This window comes from Halobacillus sp. 12SKB, from assembly GCF_052941655.1.
This window is the reverse complement of sequence record NZ_JBRFWR010000001.1, coordinates 520,764-538,704: the sequence shown is the minus strand read 5'-3', so window position 1 is coordinate 538,704 and position 17,941 is coordinate 520,764. Positions and strand designations below refer to the sequence as shown.

Below are 17,941 nucleotides of genomic sequence, written 5' to 3'. Positions count from 1 at the left end.
TCGAGTCGCGCCAAAGGGGTCGAGCCGCGCCAAAGGTGGATCGAGTCGCGCCAAAGAGGGGTCGAGTCGCGCCAAAGAGGGGTCGAGTCGCGCCAAAGGTGGAGCAAGTCGCGCCAAAGGTGTATCGAGCCGCGCCAAAGGGGTAACGAGCCGCGCCAAAGGGGTAACGAGTCGCGCCAAAGGGGGTCGAGTCGCGCCAAAGGTGGATCGAGTCGCGCCAAAGGTGGATCGAGTCGCGCCAAAGGTGGATCGAGTCGCGCCAAAGGGGTCGAGCCGCGCCAAAGGTGGATCGAGCCGCGCCAAAGGTGGATCGAGTCGCGCCAAAGGTGTAACGAGTCGCTCCAAAGGGAGGGCCCCCGCCCCTAAATGTCCCGCACCCCAAACCAAAGTACAAATGAACTGCGGCAATCCCTTGCTTTACGTTTCATCCCATAGTACTCTTGGGGTTCAATGAAGGGAGTGGGAGACCATGACAAGAGTGGTCATTTTAGCTGAAAAACCCTCTCAGGCAAAAGCATATGCAGAGGCTTTTACAATACAGGAAAAAACGAAAACGTATATAATACTCAAACCGGATGATACCTTCCCGAACGGGGCGACGATCACGTGGGGCGTCGGCCATCTGGTGGAATTGAAAGAACCGCATGACTATAAACCGGAATGGAAGCGCTGGAAGCTGGATCAGCTGCCGATTGTCCCGGATCGATTTCTTGAAAAAGTGTCGAAAGGGAAGTGGGAGCAGTTTAAAGAGGTCAAGCGTTTGTTTCAACAAGCGGACGTGCTCGTGAATGCGGCTGATGTCGACCGGGAAGGATCGAACATTTTTTACAGCATTCTCCGTTTAACAGGCGTGAAGGGGAAACCGGTTCGCCGGCTGTGGATCAATTCCCTTGAGAAGGAGGAAGTGCGTAAAGGGTTTAACAATCTAAGAAACAATGAAAAAGATTTACGTATGTTTGATGAAGCGAAAGCTCGTCAGATCAGCGATTGGATGGTAGGGATCAATGCGAGTCGTCTGTTCACACTGCATCTGCAGAAGAAAGGCTTCGGAAGCTACTTAACGATCGGCCGTGTGCAATCGCCGACGGTGTACTTGATTTACCAGAGGCACAAGGAAATTGAGAACTTTGTATCCGAGCCTTTCTACCAAATCGAGGGGCTTTTTCAATCAGAGGAAGGTTCCTACAAGGGACTGGCTGAAATTAAGGAAAAGGATAAAGCCAAGGTGCAGGCGCTGATGGACAAGCATGGGCTGAAAGAAAAGGTAGACCACCAGGGAACGGTCGAGCGTGTAGATAAGAAGACCAAACACCAAAAATCACCGAAGCTGCATTCGTTGTCCACATTGCAAAGTGTTGCGAACAGACGCTGGAAATACACACCGTCACAGGTGCTGAAGACGATGCAGAAACTTTATGAGAAAAAACTAGTCTCCTATCCGCGAACCGACTGTAATTACATCACGGAAAGCGAGTTCTCTTATTTAGTGAACAACTTGAAGTCTTATCAGGATACTTTGAACGTTTCTTTCAAGCCGCTTTCCTTGAAACCGAGGAAGCGGTATGTAGACAGCAAGAAAGTTCAGGAGCACTATGCCATCATCCCGACGAAGACGGTCCCGTCGGAGAAAAAGCTGAATGGACTGAGTCGGGAAGAACGCAATATCTATACCGAGGTCATGGCGACGACGCTTGCGATGTTCCATAGCGACTACGTTTATGAAGAGACGGTAATTTTCACACATGTCCACGACCTGCCTTTTAAATCGACAGGACGTCGCGACGTGCATCAAGGATGGAAAGAGCTTTTTCCTAAGCCATCGAAAGCAAACCGGGAAAAAGAGGCACTTCTTCCGAATGTTCAAAAAGGGGAAGAGGTGGGCGCTCGCCTTCATATCAAAGAAAGTATGACGCAGCCGCCTAAACCGTACACGGAAGGCCAGCTGATCAACATGATGAAAACATGTGGAAAGCTTATGGATGACGAGGAAGATGTAGAGATTTTGAAAGAAGTCGAAGGCCTCGGCACTGAAGCGACCCGCTCAAGCATCATTGAAACGATCAAGGCACAAAAATACATTGAAGTGAAGAAGAATAACGTCTACGTCACGGCTAAGGGAATTACACTTTGTGAAGCTATTGAAGGTACGCTGTTATCGAGCCCTTCTATGACAGCCAAATGGGAATCGTATTTGAAGAAGATCGGAAGCGGCGAAGGCTCGAAACAAATGTTCATCAAGCAGACGAGCCAGTTTATTGAAAAACTGATCCAGGAGACCCCTGATTCCATTCAACAGGTTCAAGTCCGGAATACTGGTGAAAAGAAAAAGTGGAATACACCCATTGCCAAATGCCCGGCCTGCCAGACGGGTTCCATTATGGACCGATATAAGTTTTACGCGTGTTCCGAATACAAAAATGGGTGCAAGGTAAGCTTTCCCAAAAGGTTGGCAGGGAAGTCGCTGAGTGCCAATATGATTAAAACGCTTTGCGAGAAAAAACGTACGAAGGTTCTAAAAGGTTTTAAGGGAAAGAAGACGTTCAGTACGGCTCTAACCCTGGATGAAGATTTCAAGATCAAATTCGATTTTAAAAAGAAAGCGGAAGAAAAAAGTTAGATGTGTTACTCGGTGCCTGCCTCTCTATGTGTGAACCCATTCGCGCAAGGAGGCAGGCATTTTTCGTTCAGAACATTTAGTTTCCCCCGCCCTCCCTGCAAAACTACACATCAAGGACACTCTTGGCTTTCCCAGAGAGGAAACACTATCTTTTTACAATGTGGAATAGGTAGTGTTTTTTTAATAGAATCAATCATTCTTTGGGGGTCAGACGAATAAAAATAGTAATCTCTTTACCATTTGTGAACAATTTTGTAATTTTTATAAAAACTCAGGAATAAATCATAAAAAGGTGGTAAGATATTTCTCATATCCGATCTTCCTCAAGGATATACGTTTTTTTGAAAGCGTTCTATTAAAACAAGAAGAGGTTGATGAAAAGTTGACATTAACAGTGAAAGAAGCTTCCATTTTTGACCACAAGGGCAACAGGATTATGACCGAAGACCGTGAGATTTCCATCATTGCCAAAATGGAAGATCCTAAGATTGCTATATTGGGAAATGTCGTCAGTGATGCAGAATGCAATGAGCTTATCCGTCTTTCTCAGAACAGGATGAACCGTTCAAAAATCGGGTCACGTCATGAAGTGAGTGACATTCGGACAAGCAGCAGCACATTTTTACCTGAGGATGATATCACCACACGCATTGAAAAGCGGTTGGCGCACATCATGAATGTACCTGTTGAACATGGAGAAGGACTTCACATCTTGAATTATAAGCAAGGCCAGGAATATAAAGCACATTATGATTACTTCAAATCGAAGGTCCAGGCAAAGAACAATCCGAGAATCAGTACGCTTGTTCTTTATTTGAATGATGTGGAAGAGGGTGGAGAAACGTACTTTCCACAGATGAATTTATCTGTCTCCCCTCAAAAAGGCATGGGCGTCTATTTCGAATATTTTTATTCCGATCCTGAGATCAATGAGCGTACTCTGCATGGAGGATCGCCGGTAACAATCGGAGAAAAATGGGCAGCCACGATGTGGGTGAGGAGAAAACAATATAAGTAAAGACAGCGCCGTAGAGGAATGGCGATTTAAAACATAATGAAACACCCAGTAGTGCCCTAAGTGTGGCAATGCTGGGTGTTTTTCTTATGACAGAAAGGATAAGCCGCTGTAAGAACCATTACTTCATTCTTGTGTTTTCTGCGATTTTATTCGCTCTTTTAAATGCCTGCTGGAACTTTACTTCTTGTGCTTTGGTTAATGTACTTCTTTTTTCTTTGGAAATTTGGGCTTTCGATTTCATTCCTAATCCCTCCTTTGCCTGTCATTAGTTTCATTATGAACGGTTTGGGAAAAGGTTATTCTATGGATGAACGCGCTGGTCCTTACCGCAAATCTTTTGCCATGGCAGGGTCGACTTGTGGCAAGCATTGGAAGGGTATAGAATATATAGTGTTGATTCGTAGGAAAGTGAGTGATGACGATGGATAGAATCGGTGTGTTGACGAGTGGAGCAGATGCTCCCGGAATGAACGCAGCCATACGATCAGTCGTAAGGTCAGGCATCTATTACGGCGTGGAAATGGTTGGAATCAAGTATGGTTTTCAAGGTCTGTTGAATGACACGTTGGAAAAAATGGATGCATCATCTGTAGGTGCTATTATTCAACGTGGAGGGACGATCCTGCAATCCTACACATGTGATGAGCTTCACACGGATGCAGGTCAGGAGAAAGCCATTGAGAACCTGCACAAACAAGGAATCGATTCCTTAATTGTGATTGGTGGAAGAAAAGACTTAGCGGTAGCTGCTTCCTTACAAAAAAAGAACTTTCCATGTGTCGGCATCCCGGCTACGATTGATAACGATATCCCGGGTGTGGCTGAGGCCATCGGCTTTGATACAGGGTTAAATACAATCATTGATTATATTGATCGCCTTCGTGATACGGCGTCTTCTCATGAAAAATCCTCAATTATTGAAGTGATGGGAAGAGATACAGGGAATCTGGCGTTATGGTCAGGGCTTGCTGGTGGAGCCGAGAATATTTTGATCCCTGAGAAGAAAGAGGACATGAACAGCATTATAGCAGAGATAAAAAGTGGCCCTTCCAGGGACAAAAGATACAGTATCATCATTGTAGCTGAAGGTAGTGGTGTGAGTGGAATCGATCTCAATGCCAAGTTGAAAGAAGAAGCAGGGATCGAATCCCGCGTCACTGTGTTGGGCCACACACAACGCGGGGGAGCTCCAACAGCGAGAGATCGAGTGTTGGCCAGCCGATTAGGGGCACATGCTATTGATCTGCTGCTCTCAAAGGAATCCGGCAAGGTCGTCGGACTGAAAAACAATACTCTCGAGAGCTATGCATTCGACGATGTCTTTTCACAAACGTCTCAAATTGATGAAGGGATGTATGAGTTATTAGGGAGAATGTCTATATAAACGGAGAAGGAAGGACAGCGTGATAGACGTTGATCCTTCCTTCTTTCTTTGAAGAGATTTATTCCACTGATGAGGGGGAATGGGTGATGCTGGTATAATATGTAAGACCTAGTCACCCAATTATTGGTTGGATTCTTTATACAATTGCAAAGGAGCACGGTCATTCCCAATCATGTTACGATATCCTTAGGAATTTAGAGGAGGAACGAACAATGACAAGGAAGCTGTACTATGAAGATGCTTACAAGATGGAATTTAATTCAAATGTAATTAAAATAGATGAAGATAAACATGGCTTGTTTGTTGTGCTTGAGGAAACGGCCTTTTATCCAACAGGGGGCGGGCAGCCTCACGACGAAGGCACATTGAATGGAGTTGTGGTGTTCGATGTTGAAGAAGTCGATGGCGAGGTGCGCCATTACATAGCAGGCAGCCTTCCCGCCGGTACAGAAATAGTGCATGGATGCGTGGATCATGATCGACGGATGGACCACATGCAGCAGCACTGCGGTCAGCATATCATTTCAGCTGTGTTCGACGATCAATTCGATATCCAGACCACGAGCTTTCATTTAGGAAAAGATACGGTGACCATTGATTTGGATACGGAAACGCTGTCTGGCGAAACGTTGGAGAAAGTAGAAGAGCAGGTGAATCGAATCATCCGTTCCAATTATCTGGTTGAAACGAAGTGGATGTCGATAGAGGACGCAGGAAAGTATCCGCTTCGCAAACCACTCGCTGTTCAAGGAGATGTGCGCCTAGTCATCATACCAGAGGTTGATTACAACGGCTGTGGTGGCACGCATCCTCGCTCAACGGGGGAAGTCATGGCTGCCAAGTTTTTAGGGTGGACCAAAAACAAGAAGCAGGTGCGCTTAGAGTTTGTTTGTGGTAATCGTGTCTTGCAAAAGCTCGGTCAGAAGCATCAGGTACTGACCGAAATGAAGCGGATCGTTCCGAAGCCGGAACAACAGCTTGTCGGGGAGGTTGGAGAACTGATCAAGGCAAGCAAGGAGAAAGACAAAAGAATTGCTGAGCAGGAGGAACAGCTCCTTTCCTATGAAGCGAAGGAGATCCTTTCAGCGTCCAAGGAACAATCAGTGATCCAGTGCGTTTTCAACAATCGCCCAATCAAGACGCTTCAGACTTTAGGGAAAGCCATCATCGACGAAGCTCCTGAAGCGTATGTGATTTTAATCAGTGAACAGGAAGAACAACTGCAGTTCGTTCTTGCTCGCGGAGATCACATCGATCGTAATATGAATGACGTAGCCAAACAAGCGATGGCCCTGATCGAAGGAAAAGGCGGAGGTAAACCTAACTTTGTTCAAGGGGGAGGAAAGAGGCTGATGGACGGGCAAGTTTTTGCGGATCGAGTCCAAAACCTTATGTAACCTCAAAAAATGAATCAATGTAAGGCCATCTGCAACCCAGCAGGTGGCCTTTTTTGTACGACCTTCTAGAAATCGACAGGAATGGCTGGTTTACCGATAGAATCGCATGCACTGTGCGTAGGTCCATACAAACACCTCCAAGTAAGAATAGAGTAGAAAGGAAGACGTTATTTGAGGTGAAATGTGTGCACATAGACATTGAGGAAGTCACCTTTTCTGAAGTATTAAAGCTGGAATCAGCCTTCACGGAAGCGGGGCTTAAGTTAAAGAATTTAAAAAGAACGGTCTGGATAGGTGCCAGACATGGCAGAGAACTGGTTGGGGTATGTGCTTATCGCCGTACCAGGTACGGGGTGAAATGTAAGAGTGATCTAGTTTTGGAACCATACCGCAAGAGGGGCATCTACCACCGTTTATTTCAAGAAAGACTGAAGAGGATCACCGAACTCCGGGCTGACAAGGTGTATGCTTACTGCAACAAAAACAGTCTCCCTGTTTATTTGAAGAATGGCTTTATGAAGAGGGGGAGGCTGAGGAAATATACGTACGTGGAATCACACATGCCGGATCTCTGAAAAATCCCCTTTTCTCAAGTGAGGAGAGGGGATTTAAATGTGGTGCTTAAGATTCATCTTTTATTTGATCATACAAGTATCTCCCATAACCAATTGGGTTAAAATGCTTCGCTTTCCATTCTTCATATCTTTTTCCTTTATACTTAACATTTCCATACCGTCCTCGAAAGTTACTTTCAATGAAGTAAGGGTGTCCGGATCGATCTAAGGCAAAATCAAAAGCGACATCCGCGATGTGGTCGGTGTACTTCTCAAGGTGTTTGGCTAATTTTAAAGTAAGGTTCGACAAGTTTTCTGTCGTTTTCTTATAAGGAAGGTAAGGGTGCCCTTTTAAAACTTTGTCAAAACCAAGTGAGCTTCCTCCCTGGCTGATATTCGTGACAAACTGGTCTTTAGATGGAGAAACCTTACATAACATTCCAGACACGACCCAGTTCCCTGTATGGTTGCGCTGGGCAACGATACGAAGGTCAAAAGGTTTGTCTTTGTATGTGGCGAGTTCGATCTGTCTCTGAATGATGTAGGACTTCTTTTCAAAAGCTTCTCTTATCACCTCAGGAACTCCATCCATGTAGGTTGTAAAGGTAAGTTCCGACCATTCCCGCCTTGCGACAGGGTAACTCAAATGCCAACGCTCGGGTCCCTTTCTCGATAATTTCATAATTCCACCGCCTAAGCTTCCTTTTGAGGGTTTAAGAATGAGTTGATCGTATTGATTCATCATCTTTTTCAAATTAGGTATAGATGCTTCCACAGTTTCAGGAAGGAAAGGGATTAAATCCGGGTCTTCACTAATTATTTGATGCATCTTGTATTTGTCATGTCCTATGCCTTTTTTGTTGTAGAACTGTACTTTTTTCTTTTCTAAGAAACGCTTTTGTTTCTTGGATAAAAAGCTTCTTGTGTAAATGACTTTAGGGATATCAACCTTTTCAAGTTCAAAGGTCTTCTCTTTTTTTATAAATCCTTCCACATAATCGTTCCCAGGATTTAAACTTTTCAACCTCATGAATACAGGCGTAAATTGATAGTGTTCTCCGGCTTCCTGATAGGCGCGGACATTGATCTGACTTTTCCCCTCTGACAGTCTTTGGTATATGCCATCAGGCAGGATTACACCGATATATTCCTTTTCCATATGCTTCATCTCCCCCTTTTAATCGTCCTTTGTATATATATTTCAAGCGGGCCTGATGTGTTAAAAACCATTCGCAAACAAAAAGCGGGATTCATAGTATGTAAATGTGTGAAAAAGGCATGGAATTTATAAAAGAGGTGACATTGCGGAAGATGTACCGAATAAAAAGTGGAGGAGACACGGGTGCGGAGGTCGTCGTACACCCCTCAAACGCCGAACGTTGGAAAATTCCCGAAAAGAACAAAGTTACATGGAAATTCGGTCTTCAGAGTTGTGAAGCGGAAGTCAGGGTTTCTGATCAAATTAGGGAAGATGAGGTCCTTATGTCGGAAGGTGTTCTTCGTACGTTGATGCTTCCAGAAGAACCTATTTATGAAATCATTCACAAGCAGGGAGACGTTCATATCGGTCCTCTGATTGGCATTGTGGCAGCTAAGTCATTAAAGAAGCTTTTTGAAAAAGGCTTGAGGCTTGGAAGGTATGTGAAAAGTTACGAAAAGATCGGCGGTGCTATCCTTGCTTTCACCAATGATGGGGTGGACCGCGATAAAAATATGGTGTTCGGGTATTTATATAATCCTGTGAACAAGAAATGGCAGAAAGGAATCTACCCATACCCAATGGCCATTTTTAAGAAGTCCTCCTTAAAGAAAGACTTACACCGGCACTTTGAGTCGGTGATAGGGAAGCGGATCTTTAATTCTTCTACTTTTAATAAGTGGGAAATGTACACATGGTTTAAAAACTCTTCGGAGTTGACCCCCTATCTACCACAGACAAGTATTTTTCGGAATCTGGTGGATGTTCAGCAAATGCTAGAAAAGTTCGGGGCTGTCTATATCAAACCAATCAAAGGAATGCAGGGGAAGAGGGTAGCGAAAGTCCAGCAGCAAGGAAGAGAAGTGACGATTCAGTATATTCAACAGGATTCGAAAGAAGATTATATCTTTGGTAGTTTGTATGAGGCTAAAGGTTTTATTGAAACAAACTTTGGAGGAGAAAAGTTCATTCTCCAACAGCCTCTCAATCTTCGATTTGATGACTCGATTATAGATTTCCGGGTAATCATGGTGAAAGACCATACAGGAAGATGGAAAAATTATGGGATCATGGGGAGAAATGGAGTCAAAGGTCAGATAGTAAGTAACCGCCACAGAGGTGGAAAGGTCGAACATGCTGATATCCCCCTTGACCGCATGTTCAGGGGCAAACAAAGGATACAGGAATACAAACAACAAATGGAGAAGGTTGCTCTTTTAGCGGCTTTGACCATAGAGAATTGCGGTTTCCATTTCGGGAAGCTGGGCATTGATATCGGAATTGATTCGGATGGTCATGTTTGGCTGATTGAGATTAATCACAGGAACCCAAATGATTTTGTTGCTTCCTTTTCAGGAGATAAGAATCTAGTGAATGTGATCCGTTTCGCCAATATGATGTATGCAAAGAAGTTAGCGGGGTTCGGTTAAAAGAGAGGACCGTTTCACTTCAGGACTTATAAAAAAAGAAAACCTGAAAATATAAAGAACGACCTTTCTTATACAGGAAAGGTCGTTCTTTTCACTTATTTATCTGCTTTCAATTGTTTAACAAAACTTCTGAATGAATCACGCATCGAAGCTTTCACTAAAATGATTGTCTCCGGATCGGCCATCTCATGCAGAAGAGGTAAGGCTTCTTCAGGTTCATTAAAGGTGCTGATGTACTTAGGGTTCATCCCTTGTTTCAAAGCTTCTCTGGCAATGATGGATGCCGTACTTCCGATGGTAATCAAATGACTCGGTTGATTGTTGTAAATGATTCGACCGATTTTTTGATGTTCATTTTCCTCTTCTTCTCCAAGTTCGCTGATCCTTCCAAGTACAGCAATGGTTTTCTTTCCAATCGAGATTTGGTTCAGGACGGCAAGAGCAGCTTTTATAGAGCCGGAATTTGTATTCCAAGAATCATCAATGAGTGTCGCACCTTTGATTCCTTCTGTCATTTCCAGGTGCCTTCTAAGGGGTTTGAACGTTTTTAGCCGCTTCACAGCCTCATTAAGGTTAAAGCCATGGGCATGAGTGGCGGCAAGCGCGGCAAGCGCGTTGGAAACATTATGGCTGCCATAACCTGGCACATAAACAGGAATGGAATGGTGATCATGGGTGAGAAGGAATTCCATTCCGCCTTTTGCATATCTCACATGGTCTGCCTTGTAATCAGCTTCTTCCCTAATACCAAACCAGAGAATTTTTTTGTTGGAGGTACGACTGACTCTGCGGCTGGACATACAGTCTGAATTCAGGATGGCTACTTGATTATTTCCGACCCCGTTAAGGATCTTCGCCTTTTCTTCTATATATTTTTTCTGATCACCAAATCGTTCAATGTGGTCCGCACCTATTCCTGTAATAAGAGCGGAAAAGGGACCGAAGCAACGGCAGCATTTCTCTAAGTGACCTGGTTTTCCGACCCCGAACTCAAAAATGCCAGCATCTGTTCTCTCCTCAAAATTAGCCAGCACGCTTGAATTGGAACGAAATAGATTGTAGTTTCCTTTTGTGGCTTTGACGTCGTAGCCTTCGGACAAAATATGCTTGATCATTTCTTTCGTTGTTGTTTTTCCGTAGGTACCTGTGATGGCTATTACAGGTACCGAAAATAGACTTCTGTAAAAGCATAAAAACTGTTGATAAGCCTCTTTAATATTCTTCACTTCTACGATTGTGGCTTCTCCTGGTAAAGCTTTCACATCTTTTACACGGTCGGTGATCACGACACAAGGGGGGAGAGGTCCTTCCGTGTTTCTTTTTTTAAGGTTACGGTCGACGCAAAAAAACAACATCTCGTCATTTAACTGTTTCTTACGAGTAATCACTTTATTGAAATTCGTGGAAGCTCCTTCTTTTACAATCACACCGTTGATGTGGGGGAGTATCTCTTCAAGCTTTAACTTTTTCACAGTATCCTCCTTTTAGAAAACAAGGGTTTACCATTTCGGTTCTATAATGACTTCTCGTTTCATCAAGTCGATATTGAGACAGCGGACGGCTGTGAATCTATTTATAGGCAAGGAAGAAAATAGGGAGGTCCGTTTCAAAAGGTACAGTTCATCTAAATCCAGTGCTGTCTCTCCATATACATTGAGGGGGTGCAGTAAGGAGACAAGGGCACTATTGGCTTGTTCATCGAGGTTTTCTATACGGAAACAAAAGGTTTGGAATGGCCCTCCTTCTGTATCCGCTGTTGTTCGGAAAGGTGAGGAAGACCCTGTTTCGTAAAGAATGAAAGGGAGTGTATCCACTCTTGCCATTTTCACTAACAAACTGCTGTACACATCCGAGGGGTCTCCTCTAAGGAGGTTTTGTTGATTTTTCAACCATTGTAAGCCTTTGAAAATTTTTTTGTTTGTTTCCAACTTTCTCCCCCCCTTTTATTCTTTTGTTTGCTCAGCTATGGCTTTAGCATATGGAATCAGCTTTTGAGCTACGGAAAATTCTCGATTTTTGCTTCCAGGACGCCAATTTACCTCGAAAATCCATAAACACCGGTTTTGATCAATGGCAACGTCGATCCCTAATTCATCAAAGGATTTATTTTCATAAAGGCTTTCAAAGTGGGTAGCAAACGTGACAGCGAAATATTCCAACAATTGCTTGATATCAAAATATTCATTTCCGAATTCATTTTTTAAAAAGGGGACCAGTTCGCCTCGATAACCGCCAGTGCTAATGTTGCTAGTCAGCTTTTCTCCTCCACTGATCCTCGGGTAAATCAAGGTGATCTCCCATCTCCTGTTTTCGTTCTTCTGTACATGTAATCGAAAGTCATAAGTTAACCCAGCTCTTGTCTTGCATTCAATGAACGACTGGACTAAATATTTTTGCTCAGAAAGGAGGGCTCGCATGTAATGTTTGAATTCCTCCATGGTATAAATATGTGTCTGGTCCCCAACTATGCATTGAATGTGTCCATCCATTGTTACATTTACGAAATGAACGAAAAGCCCTTTTCTTCCTGAGTGGGGCTTAATTACAATGCGCTGGTGTTCTTCTAAAAAAGGGATGACTTCGTCAGGGGTTGAAAAATTCAAGGTTGGAATCAGGTGTTTAGCAAATTGCTTCCCTTTTTCAATCTTCTTAAAGACGTTCATCTTACTCCCGATGGAATGACTGACAAAAGGAATGTTTTTCTTTAAGCTTTTCCTGATGATGGACTGCTGTTTTGTTTTTGGTGCACTGATATTGATGATCGTGTCTGGGAAGTCGGTTTCTTTTTGGAGCCAGTCACCATTTTCAAAAAACCAGCCGTTGATTTTCTTTCGGCTGAAGTCTATCGCACTGTAAGAGAAATAGAAAAAACCTATGTTCTGCATCTTCGCTTCAGCCGCGCAGGCGTAGGCTTTTTTTACATGGTAAGGTTTTTTTCGATAATGGAGCATACCAATTAAGGTCATGAGCAACACCCTATAATGGTTCTAAATAGAATTTTATTTCTTTTGCTGCCTTTTTTGCGATTTCCTTCGCTTTTAACGGATCTTGCGAGCTTGCTAACACATAAGCATATCGATGTCCCATGGATAAAGGGGGAGTGAGAATACTGCCTCTCCTCGGTTTGACATACACCTTTTTTACGCCGTTCATTTTTTTCGCCTTACGCTTTCCGGTGACTTTCACTAATTTGCCTGGAGACCGTACCGTTATAAATTGGACGAATGACGAAGCGTTCTTCTTTGGAATAAGGTCGGGCTCAAGGCCCAGGTTCAATTTTAGCGTTTCCTCTACTAGACAAATTCCTGTTGCTACTTGGATGAGACGATTTACAGCTCCACCTGAAATCCTCGGATTAATTTCAATGAGTTTCCACTTTCCTTTGACGATTCTCATTTCCAAATGGCAGGTTCCGTTTGTGAAGCTTAGGTCACTTGCAATGCTTTGGATGGCAGTCTGGAGATCCTTCCCTGATTTTTCTGGAAGGTCAGCCGGCATGTGATATCCCATAATGATAAAACGGTTTTCTTTAGAGATTTCCTGTTCAATAATAGCTACAATATGGATGTTGCCCTGATGAACCACCACTTCAATTAAGTACTGGGGACCATCTAAATACTCTTCAATGAGAATAGGAGTATCTGGGAAACGCTTTTTCATATAATGATAGGCTTTTTCAAACTCTTGTAGCGTTGTAACAAGCAATACGTCTTTCGATCCGTTTGAAACAGGTGACTTTACGATGGCAGGTAGACTTTTAACATAGCGATTAAAAATTTCCTTTGCTCCCATTTCTAAAGAGGCAATGGAGTAGACAGGATTATAAGGATTTCCTTTTAGTACTTTCCTGAATCTTGTTTTATCTTCCATATTATACAGAGCTTTTACTGATAATGAGGAAAGGCCTAATTCCATGGAAATTTGTGCAGCCATACTGACTAATGGATCCACAAAGCTTACAACCGCTCTAATTTCTTTGCCTTGCTTTTTAATAAGGGTTATTTGTTTTTTAATCCGTTGTTTTTCTGTTAAGTCCTGCACAAAAATCATTTGATGGACATCCGGATATTCTTCTCTTTGCTTAAGTCTCTTTTGACTGTCTGTAAGTAAAACTGTGAAATAGCCCATTTTCTTTGCTGATTGTATAGCTTCGCGACTGGATCCGGATTTATTGGTGCCAAGAAATACAATAGTCTGCATAGCAAGTGTGCAACCTCCTTACTTACGATTTGATCATTTTTCTTATCTGTCCAGCTAAAATCCGGATAAAAACTTGAGACAAGATAAGTGGGAAGTTTGGATTTTTCCATAAAGTTCTCGATCTCCAATAGCTAAAGGTAATTTGTCATCCACATAGCGGTGATTCAACTCGATGATCCATATCCGGCCATCAGCATCAACCGCCAGATCCACTCCAAAATATCCAAATTGTTTACCTGAATTCTTTTCAAGGCAAGCGGCTGCCATACACGCAATGGCATGGGCTTTTTGTTTAGTCGTCTCCGCGCGTTTCAGGTCGCCTCCTAAAGATTCCTGAAGGAGTTCATCTGCGTTCTCCACAGAACCACCATTGCTGTGATTACTTACGATGCTGTTCGGAACGCCAGCTTTGGCAATCCATCCTGTACACTGCCATTCTCCAGAAGTGTTTTTAGACATATACAAGCGATAATCAATGACTTTGTTATCCCGAAATGTGATGTTCAATCCCTGCTGGACGATATATTTTTTCCTGCCTAGATGAGAGGCCAAATAATCCTTCAGTTCATCAACATAAAGAACGGATTCATGGTTTTTTCCACCTGACCTGTGTTTGACGATGAATGAGGATGGCTGTTTAACACTGATTTGGTACGTGTTTTTTCCGTAAGAGCCGTGGATAGGTTTCAAGAATATCGATTTGAAAGTATCGGTAAGTTTGATTACCTCCTGTGGAGATTCATATTTATGTGTTACGGGGAGATATGGCTTTAAACCTTCCTCTTCGGAGAGGTATTGGTACACTTTCCATTTAGATAAGCTGGTTTCATTAAAGATTTTGTTTCCGATCTGACCTGTGAGATGGTTGAGCAGTTTCTTGTTTAACCCCATCCGTTTGTAAATGGCATCGGGATAAGGGAAGACTCCTTCTTTCCAATCCTGTTGTTCTGAATCATAAATATGACCTTTCAAACATAATTGTTCCTGATTGATCCCCTCTGCTGAAAAAACCAGAATGATGCCATGGTCCTGGGGTGAATTCTTTAAGATGTTCTTCCACATTTTCAATCTGGCAGGAAGGTATTTCTCTTTTGATGAAGCAAGTATCCCCATATAAGGACCAATGACAAGTTCATCTCCCATAGCTTTAATGTCAGCTATGGCGTGTATAGGAAAAAGCAGCTCATTTATACAGCTGTTGGAAAGACTTCCGTGACTCCCTCTCGAAATCATGACAGTTACAGGGCACGATCTTGATCCGAAATGTAAAATAGTTTTCTTGCCATGTGTCATTCCTGTCCGTTGAAGGAGGGAGGAGGGAATTTCCAGTACGTTTTTCATATCGTTTACTTTTAGTTTTATTGTGCCGATCATTCAACGCCTCCACTAATAAATAATAAGTACAGCATTATGTTATTCAGCGGTAGCTCTTCCGTGTGACTAGCGGGCAAGTTCTATGGACATCAAAATCAAAGATACATATATAAATACAGAGAGGAACACGCTTTTCATTTATGAAAAGACCGTGTATTTATTTTCCTATGAAGAAGGTGGAGCATTGTATATAAAAAAGATAGAAACGAAGGATGCTTTTTCTATTTGCCTGAACTCATCCTTTATCAAGCTCCTTCATGTAAGTGAAGGTGATTCCATTGTTTTTCATTTTGGATCCTGGAAAAAAGAAGTACGAGTGCACTATACAGAACTTATTGCGGAGGATGAATTAGGGGTGTCTCCTGATTTGATGCGGCCATACACCATCCCGGAGGAACTGGCATTTGAATGGTATGTGGATGGTGGAAATCTCTTCGTCGGCCCTGTCATCGGTATCATCAGAGGCTCATCTTTTAACAAAATCACGAATTACAGTCTGAAAATTTTACTTCGTTGGGTAACAGACTATGCAAACATTAAAGGTTTAGTCGTAGTATTCCCTTTGTCTGAAGTTCAGGAAAGGGTAGATTCTGTAAAAGGGTATGCGTTTCTTCCGAATGCTGAAGGGAGGAAGTGGCAGGAAGGAGTTTTCCCTTTTCCAACAGCGGTCTTTAATCGTCCCGTGGCAGGCGGAGGGCGTAAGTATCGCTTATTAGATCGGATAACAGAAGGGAGATTTTTCAACAGTAGAGGTACAGGGAAATGGGAGTTTTATTCGGCTCTTTCCAAACGTACGGAAACAAGGTCGCTTTTACCCTATACAGAGATCTACAGAGAGATAGGTCAACTGACGAAGCTTCTAAATGAGTATCACGTGCTTTATCTTAAAAGAAGGTTCGGAGCGAGAGGGTATGGCATCATTCAAGTCAGAAAAAAAGAACAAGCCATCGAAGTGACGAGGGTCGTCAAAGGAGAGCAAAGCAAAAAGACACTTACCTCAGAGGATGAGGTGAAGCGGTTCTTCTCATCACTGGTGAAAAAGGATCGCTATATTATCCAGCAAGGTGTCCCATTTGAAGCGGATGGAAAACAAGTAGACTTCAGAGGGTATCTCCAGAAAGGGAGAGAAGGAGCTTGGCAGCTTCGTGAATATATAGGGAGACGCGCCAAACGGGAAAGTGTAATTACAAACCTCCGATATACAGAAAAAATATTACCAGGCAGGGAGGCGCTGCGAGAGTTTTACGGTTTTGATGAAGGTCAAATTGAACATGTGGGAAGGAATATTGAAGAGGCTTGTATTCAAGCTGGGATGAGTTTAGATCAGTATTTAGGACATTTCGGAGATCTGGCGCTTGATTTCATCTTGGATTCTCAAGGAAAGGTTTATTTTCTGGAAGTGAACGGTAATTATGGTCATACAAGTTTACTTAAACTTAAGAATACACCGTTAAAAGAGAGAATCTATAAATCTCCTTTGGAATATGCCAAATTCCTTTCGGGCTTTTCAACGCATGAAAAATCCTAAACGTGCCGTGTCCACTTTTTTTCATTTCCATAAAATACAATAACCATGTAGAGGAGGTGAGAAATTATGGGAGCATTACAAGGATGCAGTGTGGATTTCTGGCGTAATAATTATGCTTTGTGGGTAGATTATGTGCCAAGTACTGTGTATATTGAACAATTTGACAGAAATGTATTCGGTACAACATTAAATTTCACCACTGCTATAAACTTTGATAGATCATTAGAAGGAATCAATGGGCTAGTGAGAGAGTCTATAGCAGCTCTTTTAAATGCAGGACACCCCGATGTTAATTACCCCCTAACTGTAGAAGAAGTGATAAGTGAACTCCAAACGTCTTATGACCTAGGTGGAAACCATATTGATGACCAATTCGTTCGTTTTAAGACATTCAACAATCTAACTTGTCCGTTTTGTTAAGAGGGATGTAGTAGAATATAGAATAAGTGAAAACCCTTGTTCATAGTGACAGACGTGATTCTGTTCACTTTGTGCAAGGGTTTTTTTTATTGAAAACTTCTTCTTTTATACTTTTTGATTTTTTTGTACATAGACAAATCTTCAAGGCTTTTAAACATGGAAATGCTGGGTTTCAAGTTCGCCTCAATAATCCAGACTTTTCCTTCATCGTCCACCCCAATATCAAAACCGAAAATGCGGGTGTTTTCATAATAGGTCCCAAGCTGTTCGGCTGTTAATATACATACCCTTTCAACTTTCGATTGGAGTTTTTCTGGACGACCATTTATTGAAATTGCAAAGGCTTCTTGTAAGGGAAGTATTTGTTGCGGATAGTTCGTAATAACAAAGTTAGGGGCAGCAACTTTGGCTAATGTTCCGGTTACTTCCCACGTATCGCTGTTTTTCTTACGTTGGATCATGACGCGTATATCATATGGGCATCCATTGATTTGTGATAAAGGGATTTTTTGTTGAACAATATAATGTTTGTTTGAAGAATAGTGGGTATTTATGTGTTCGAATACGTCTTTTTTCCCTTCCACCACATACTTAGTGTATAAGCTGTGGAACTCATACCGTTCTCCACCTATACAGGATACTTGGATGACACCTTTTCCTTGGTACCCTCTGGTAGGTTTCATCATCACCACATCGTATTTCTCAATCATTTCCCAAAAAGATTCTTCAGTCAGTAGACGTGTTTCGGGTAAGTGTGCGGAGAGGTCATTTCGTTGTCTTATGAGTTTATACTTTTTCCATTTGCTTCTGGATTTACGCAT

General features: G+C 42.7%; 16 protein-coding genes. 8 read left to right on the top strand and 8 right to left on the bottom strand.

The window, feature by feature from the left end:
- Window positions 1-469 precede the first annotated feature (469 nt).
- Complete coding sequence (locus ACQ4XT_RS02615) at window positions 470-2,617, top strand: type IA DNA topoisomerase (RefSeq protein ID WP_446852393.1); 2,148 nt, start codon at window positions 470-472, stop codon at window positions 2,615-2,617.
- A gap of 436 nt (window positions 2,618-3,053) precedes the next feature.
- Window positions 3,054-3,635: a 2OG-Fe(II) oxygenase gene (locus ACQ4XT_RS02610; protein ID WP_446855560.1), complete on the top strand. Its 582-nt coding sequence runs from the start codon at window positions 3,054-3,056 to the stop codon at window positions 3,633-3,635.
- A gap of 118 nt (window positions 3,636-3,753) precedes the next feature.
- On the opposite strand, the gene ACQ4XT_RS02605 is transcribed toward ACQ4XT_RS02610, so the two are convergent.
- A complete protein-coding gene (locus ACQ4XT_RS02605; protein WP_446852392.1) occupies window positions 3,754-3,876 on the bottom strand; it encodes a YfhE family protein in 123 nt (40 codons plus the stop codon).
- 180 nt (window positions 3,877-4,056) lie between these two features.
- On the opposite strand from ACQ4XT_RS02605, the gene ACQ4XT_RS02600 reads away from it, so the two are divergent.
- From ACQ4XT_RS02600 to ACQ4XT_RS02590, 3 genes are all read left to right on the top strand, one after another.
- On the top strand, window positions 4,057-5,019 hold the full coding sequence (locus ACQ4XT_RS02600; protein WP_446855559.1) for an ATP-dependent 6-phosphofructokinase: 963 nt from the start codon (window positions 4,057-4,059) through the stop codon (window positions 5,017-5,019).
- Between the two features lie 212 nt (window positions 5,020-5,231).
- Window positions 5,232-6,416, top strand: a complete 1,185-nt coding sequence (locus ACQ4XT_RS02595) for an alanyl-tRNA editing protein (protein ID WP_446852391.1) — start codon at window positions 5,232-5,234, stop codon at window positions 6,414-6,416.
- A gap of 53 nt (window positions 6,417-6,469) precedes the next feature.
- A complete protein-coding gene (locus ACQ4XT_RS02590; RefSeq protein WP_446852390.1) occupies window positions 6,470-6,991 on the top strand; it encodes a GNAT family N-acetyltransferase in 522 nt (173 codons plus the stop codon).
- Between the two features lie 46 nt (window positions 6,992-7,037).
- On the opposite strand, the gene ACQ4XT_RS02585 is transcribed toward ACQ4XT_RS02590, so the two are convergent.
- Window positions 7,038-8,129: a YheC/YheD family protein gene (locus ACQ4XT_RS02585; protein WP_446852389.1), complete on the bottom strand. Its 1,092-nt coding sequence runs from the start codon at window positions 8,127-8,129 to the stop codon at window positions 7,038-7,040.
- Between the two features lie 119 nt (window positions 8,130-8,248).
- Here ACQ4XT_RS02585 and ACQ4XT_RS02580 point away from each other — a divergent pair, with 119 nt between their 5' ends.
- Entirely contained in the window at window positions 8,249-9,598 is a 1,350-nt protein-coding gene (locus ACQ4XT_RS02580) for a YheC/YheD family endospore coat-associated protein (protein ID WP_446852388.1), read from the top strand.
- Window positions 9,599-9,693: 95 nt separating this feature from the next.
- On the opposite strand, the gene ACQ4XT_RS02575 is transcribed toward ACQ4XT_RS02580, so the two are convergent.
- Genes ACQ4XT_RS02575 through ACQ4XT_RS02555 form a run of 5 tightly spaced genes read right to left on the bottom strand, consistent with a single transcriptional unit; the run spans window position 9,694 to window position 15,172 of the window.
- Complete coding sequence (locus ACQ4XT_RS02575; RefSeq protein ID WP_446852387.1) at window positions 9,694-11,070, bottom strand: Mur ligase family protein; 1,377 nt, start codon at window positions 11,068-11,070, stop codon at window positions 9,694-9,696.
- 27 nt (window positions 11,071-11,097) lie between these two features.
- Complete coding sequence (locus ACQ4XT_RS02570) at window positions 11,098-11,526, bottom strand: hypothetical protein (protein ID WP_446852386.1); 429 nt, start codon at window positions 11,524-11,526, stop codon at window positions 11,098-11,100.
- A 15-nt stretch (window positions 11,527-11,541) separates the two neighbouring features.
- The gene (locus ACQ4XT_RS02565; RefSeq protein WP_446852385.1) at window positions 11,542-12,564 is read right to left on the bottom strand and encodes a YheC/YheD family protein; all 1,023 of its coding nucleotides are present in this window, start codon (window positions 12,562-12,564) and stop codon (window positions 11,542-11,544) included.
- A 10-nt stretch (window positions 12,565-12,574) separates the two neighbouring features.
- Window positions 12,575-13,798, bottom strand: coding sequence for an ATP-grasp domain-containing protein (locus ACQ4XT_RS02560; protein WP_446852384.1), 1,224 nt, complete (start codon window positions 13,796-13,798; stop codon window positions 12,575-12,577).
- A gap of 54 nt (window positions 13,799-13,852) precedes the next feature.
- Window positions 13,853-15,172 (bottom strand): YheC/YheD family endospore coat-associated protein, encoded by a 1,320-nt coding sequence (locus ACQ4XT_RS02555; protein ID WP_446852383.1) that lies wholly within the window; start codon window positions 15,170-15,172, stop codon window positions 13,853-13,855.
- Between the two features lie 82 nt (window positions 15,173-15,254).
- Between ACQ4XT_RS02555 and ACQ4XT_RS02550 the strand changes: the two genes are divergently transcribed.
- Both ACQ4XT_RS02550 and ACQ4XT_RS02545 read left to right on the top strand, forming a co-directional pair.
- The gene (locus ACQ4XT_RS02550) at window positions 15,255-16,700 is read left to right on the top strand and encodes a YheC/YheD family endospore coat-associated protein (protein WP_446852382.1); all 1,446 of its coding nucleotides are present in this window, start codon (window positions 15,255-15,257) and stop codon (window positions 16,698-16,700) included.
- A gap of 66 nt (window positions 16,701-16,766) precedes the next feature.
- A complete protein-coding gene (locus tag ACQ4XT_RS02545) occupies window positions 16,767-17,120 on the top strand; it encodes a hypothetical protein (RefSeq protein WP_446852381.1) in 354 nt (117 codons plus the stop codon).
- An 86-nt stretch (window positions 17,121-17,206) separates the two neighbouring features.
- Here the strand turns inward: ACQ4XT_RS02545 and ACQ4XT_RS02540 are convergent, their stop codons facing one another.
- Window positions 17,207-17,941: a YheC/YheD family protein gene (locus ACQ4XT_RS02540; RefSeq protein ID WP_446852380.1), complete on the bottom strand. Its 735-nt coding sequence runs from the start codon at window positions 17,939-17,941 to the stop codon at window positions 17,207-17,209.

Coding starts and splice junctions, on each gene's coding strand:
- ACQ4XT_RS02615 (WP_446852393.1), top strand. CDS start 470: ATGACAAGAGTGGTCATTTTAGCTGAAAAACCCTCTCAGGCAAAAGCA.
- ACQ4XT_RS02610 (WP_446855560.1), top strand. CDS start 3,054: ATGACCGAAGACCGTGAGATTTCCATCATTGCCAAAATGGAAGATCCT.
- ACQ4XT_RS02605 (WP_446852392.1), bottom strand. CDS start 3,876: ATGAAATCGAAAGCCCAAATTTCCAAAGAAAAAAGAAGTACATTAACC.
- ACQ4XT_RS02600 (WP_446855559.1), top strand. CDS start 4,057: ATGGATAGAATCGGTGTGTTGACGAGTGGAGCAGATGCTCCCGGAATG.
- ACQ4XT_RS02595 (WP_446852391.1), top strand. CDS start 5,232: ATGACAAGGAAGCTGTACTATGAAGATGCTTACAAGATGGAATTTAAT.
- ACQ4XT_RS02585 (WP_446852389.1), bottom strand. CDS start 8,129: ATGGAAAAGGAATATATCGGTGTAATCCTGCCTGATGGCATATACCAA.
- ACQ4XT_RS02580 (WP_446852388.1), top strand. CDS start 8,249: ATGGAATTTATAAAAGAGGTGACATTGCGGAAGATGTACCGAATAAAA.
- ACQ4XT_RS02565 (WP_446852385.1), bottom strand. CDS start 12,564: ATGACCTTAATTGGTATGCTCCATTATCGAAAAAAACCTTACCATGTA.
- ACQ4XT_RS02560 (WP_446852384.1), bottom strand. CDS start 13,798: ATGCAGACTATTGTATTTCTTGGCACCAATAAATCCGGATCCAGTCGC.
- ACQ4XT_RS02555 (WP_446852383.1), bottom strand. CDS start 15,172: ATGATCGGCACAATAAAACTAAAAGTAAACGATATGAAAAACGTACTG.
- ACQ4XT_RS02550 (WP_446852382.1), top strand. CDS start 15,255: ATGGACATCAAAATCAAAGATACATATATAAATACAGAGAGGAACACG.
- ACQ4XT_RS02545 (WP_446852381.1), top strand. CDS start 16,767: ATGGGAGCATTACAAGGATGCAGTGTGGATTTCTGGCGTAATAATTAT.
- ACQ4XT_RS02540 (WP_446852380.1), bottom strand. CDS start 17,941: ATGCGTAAATCCAGAAGCAAATGGAAAAAGTATAAACTCATAAGACAA.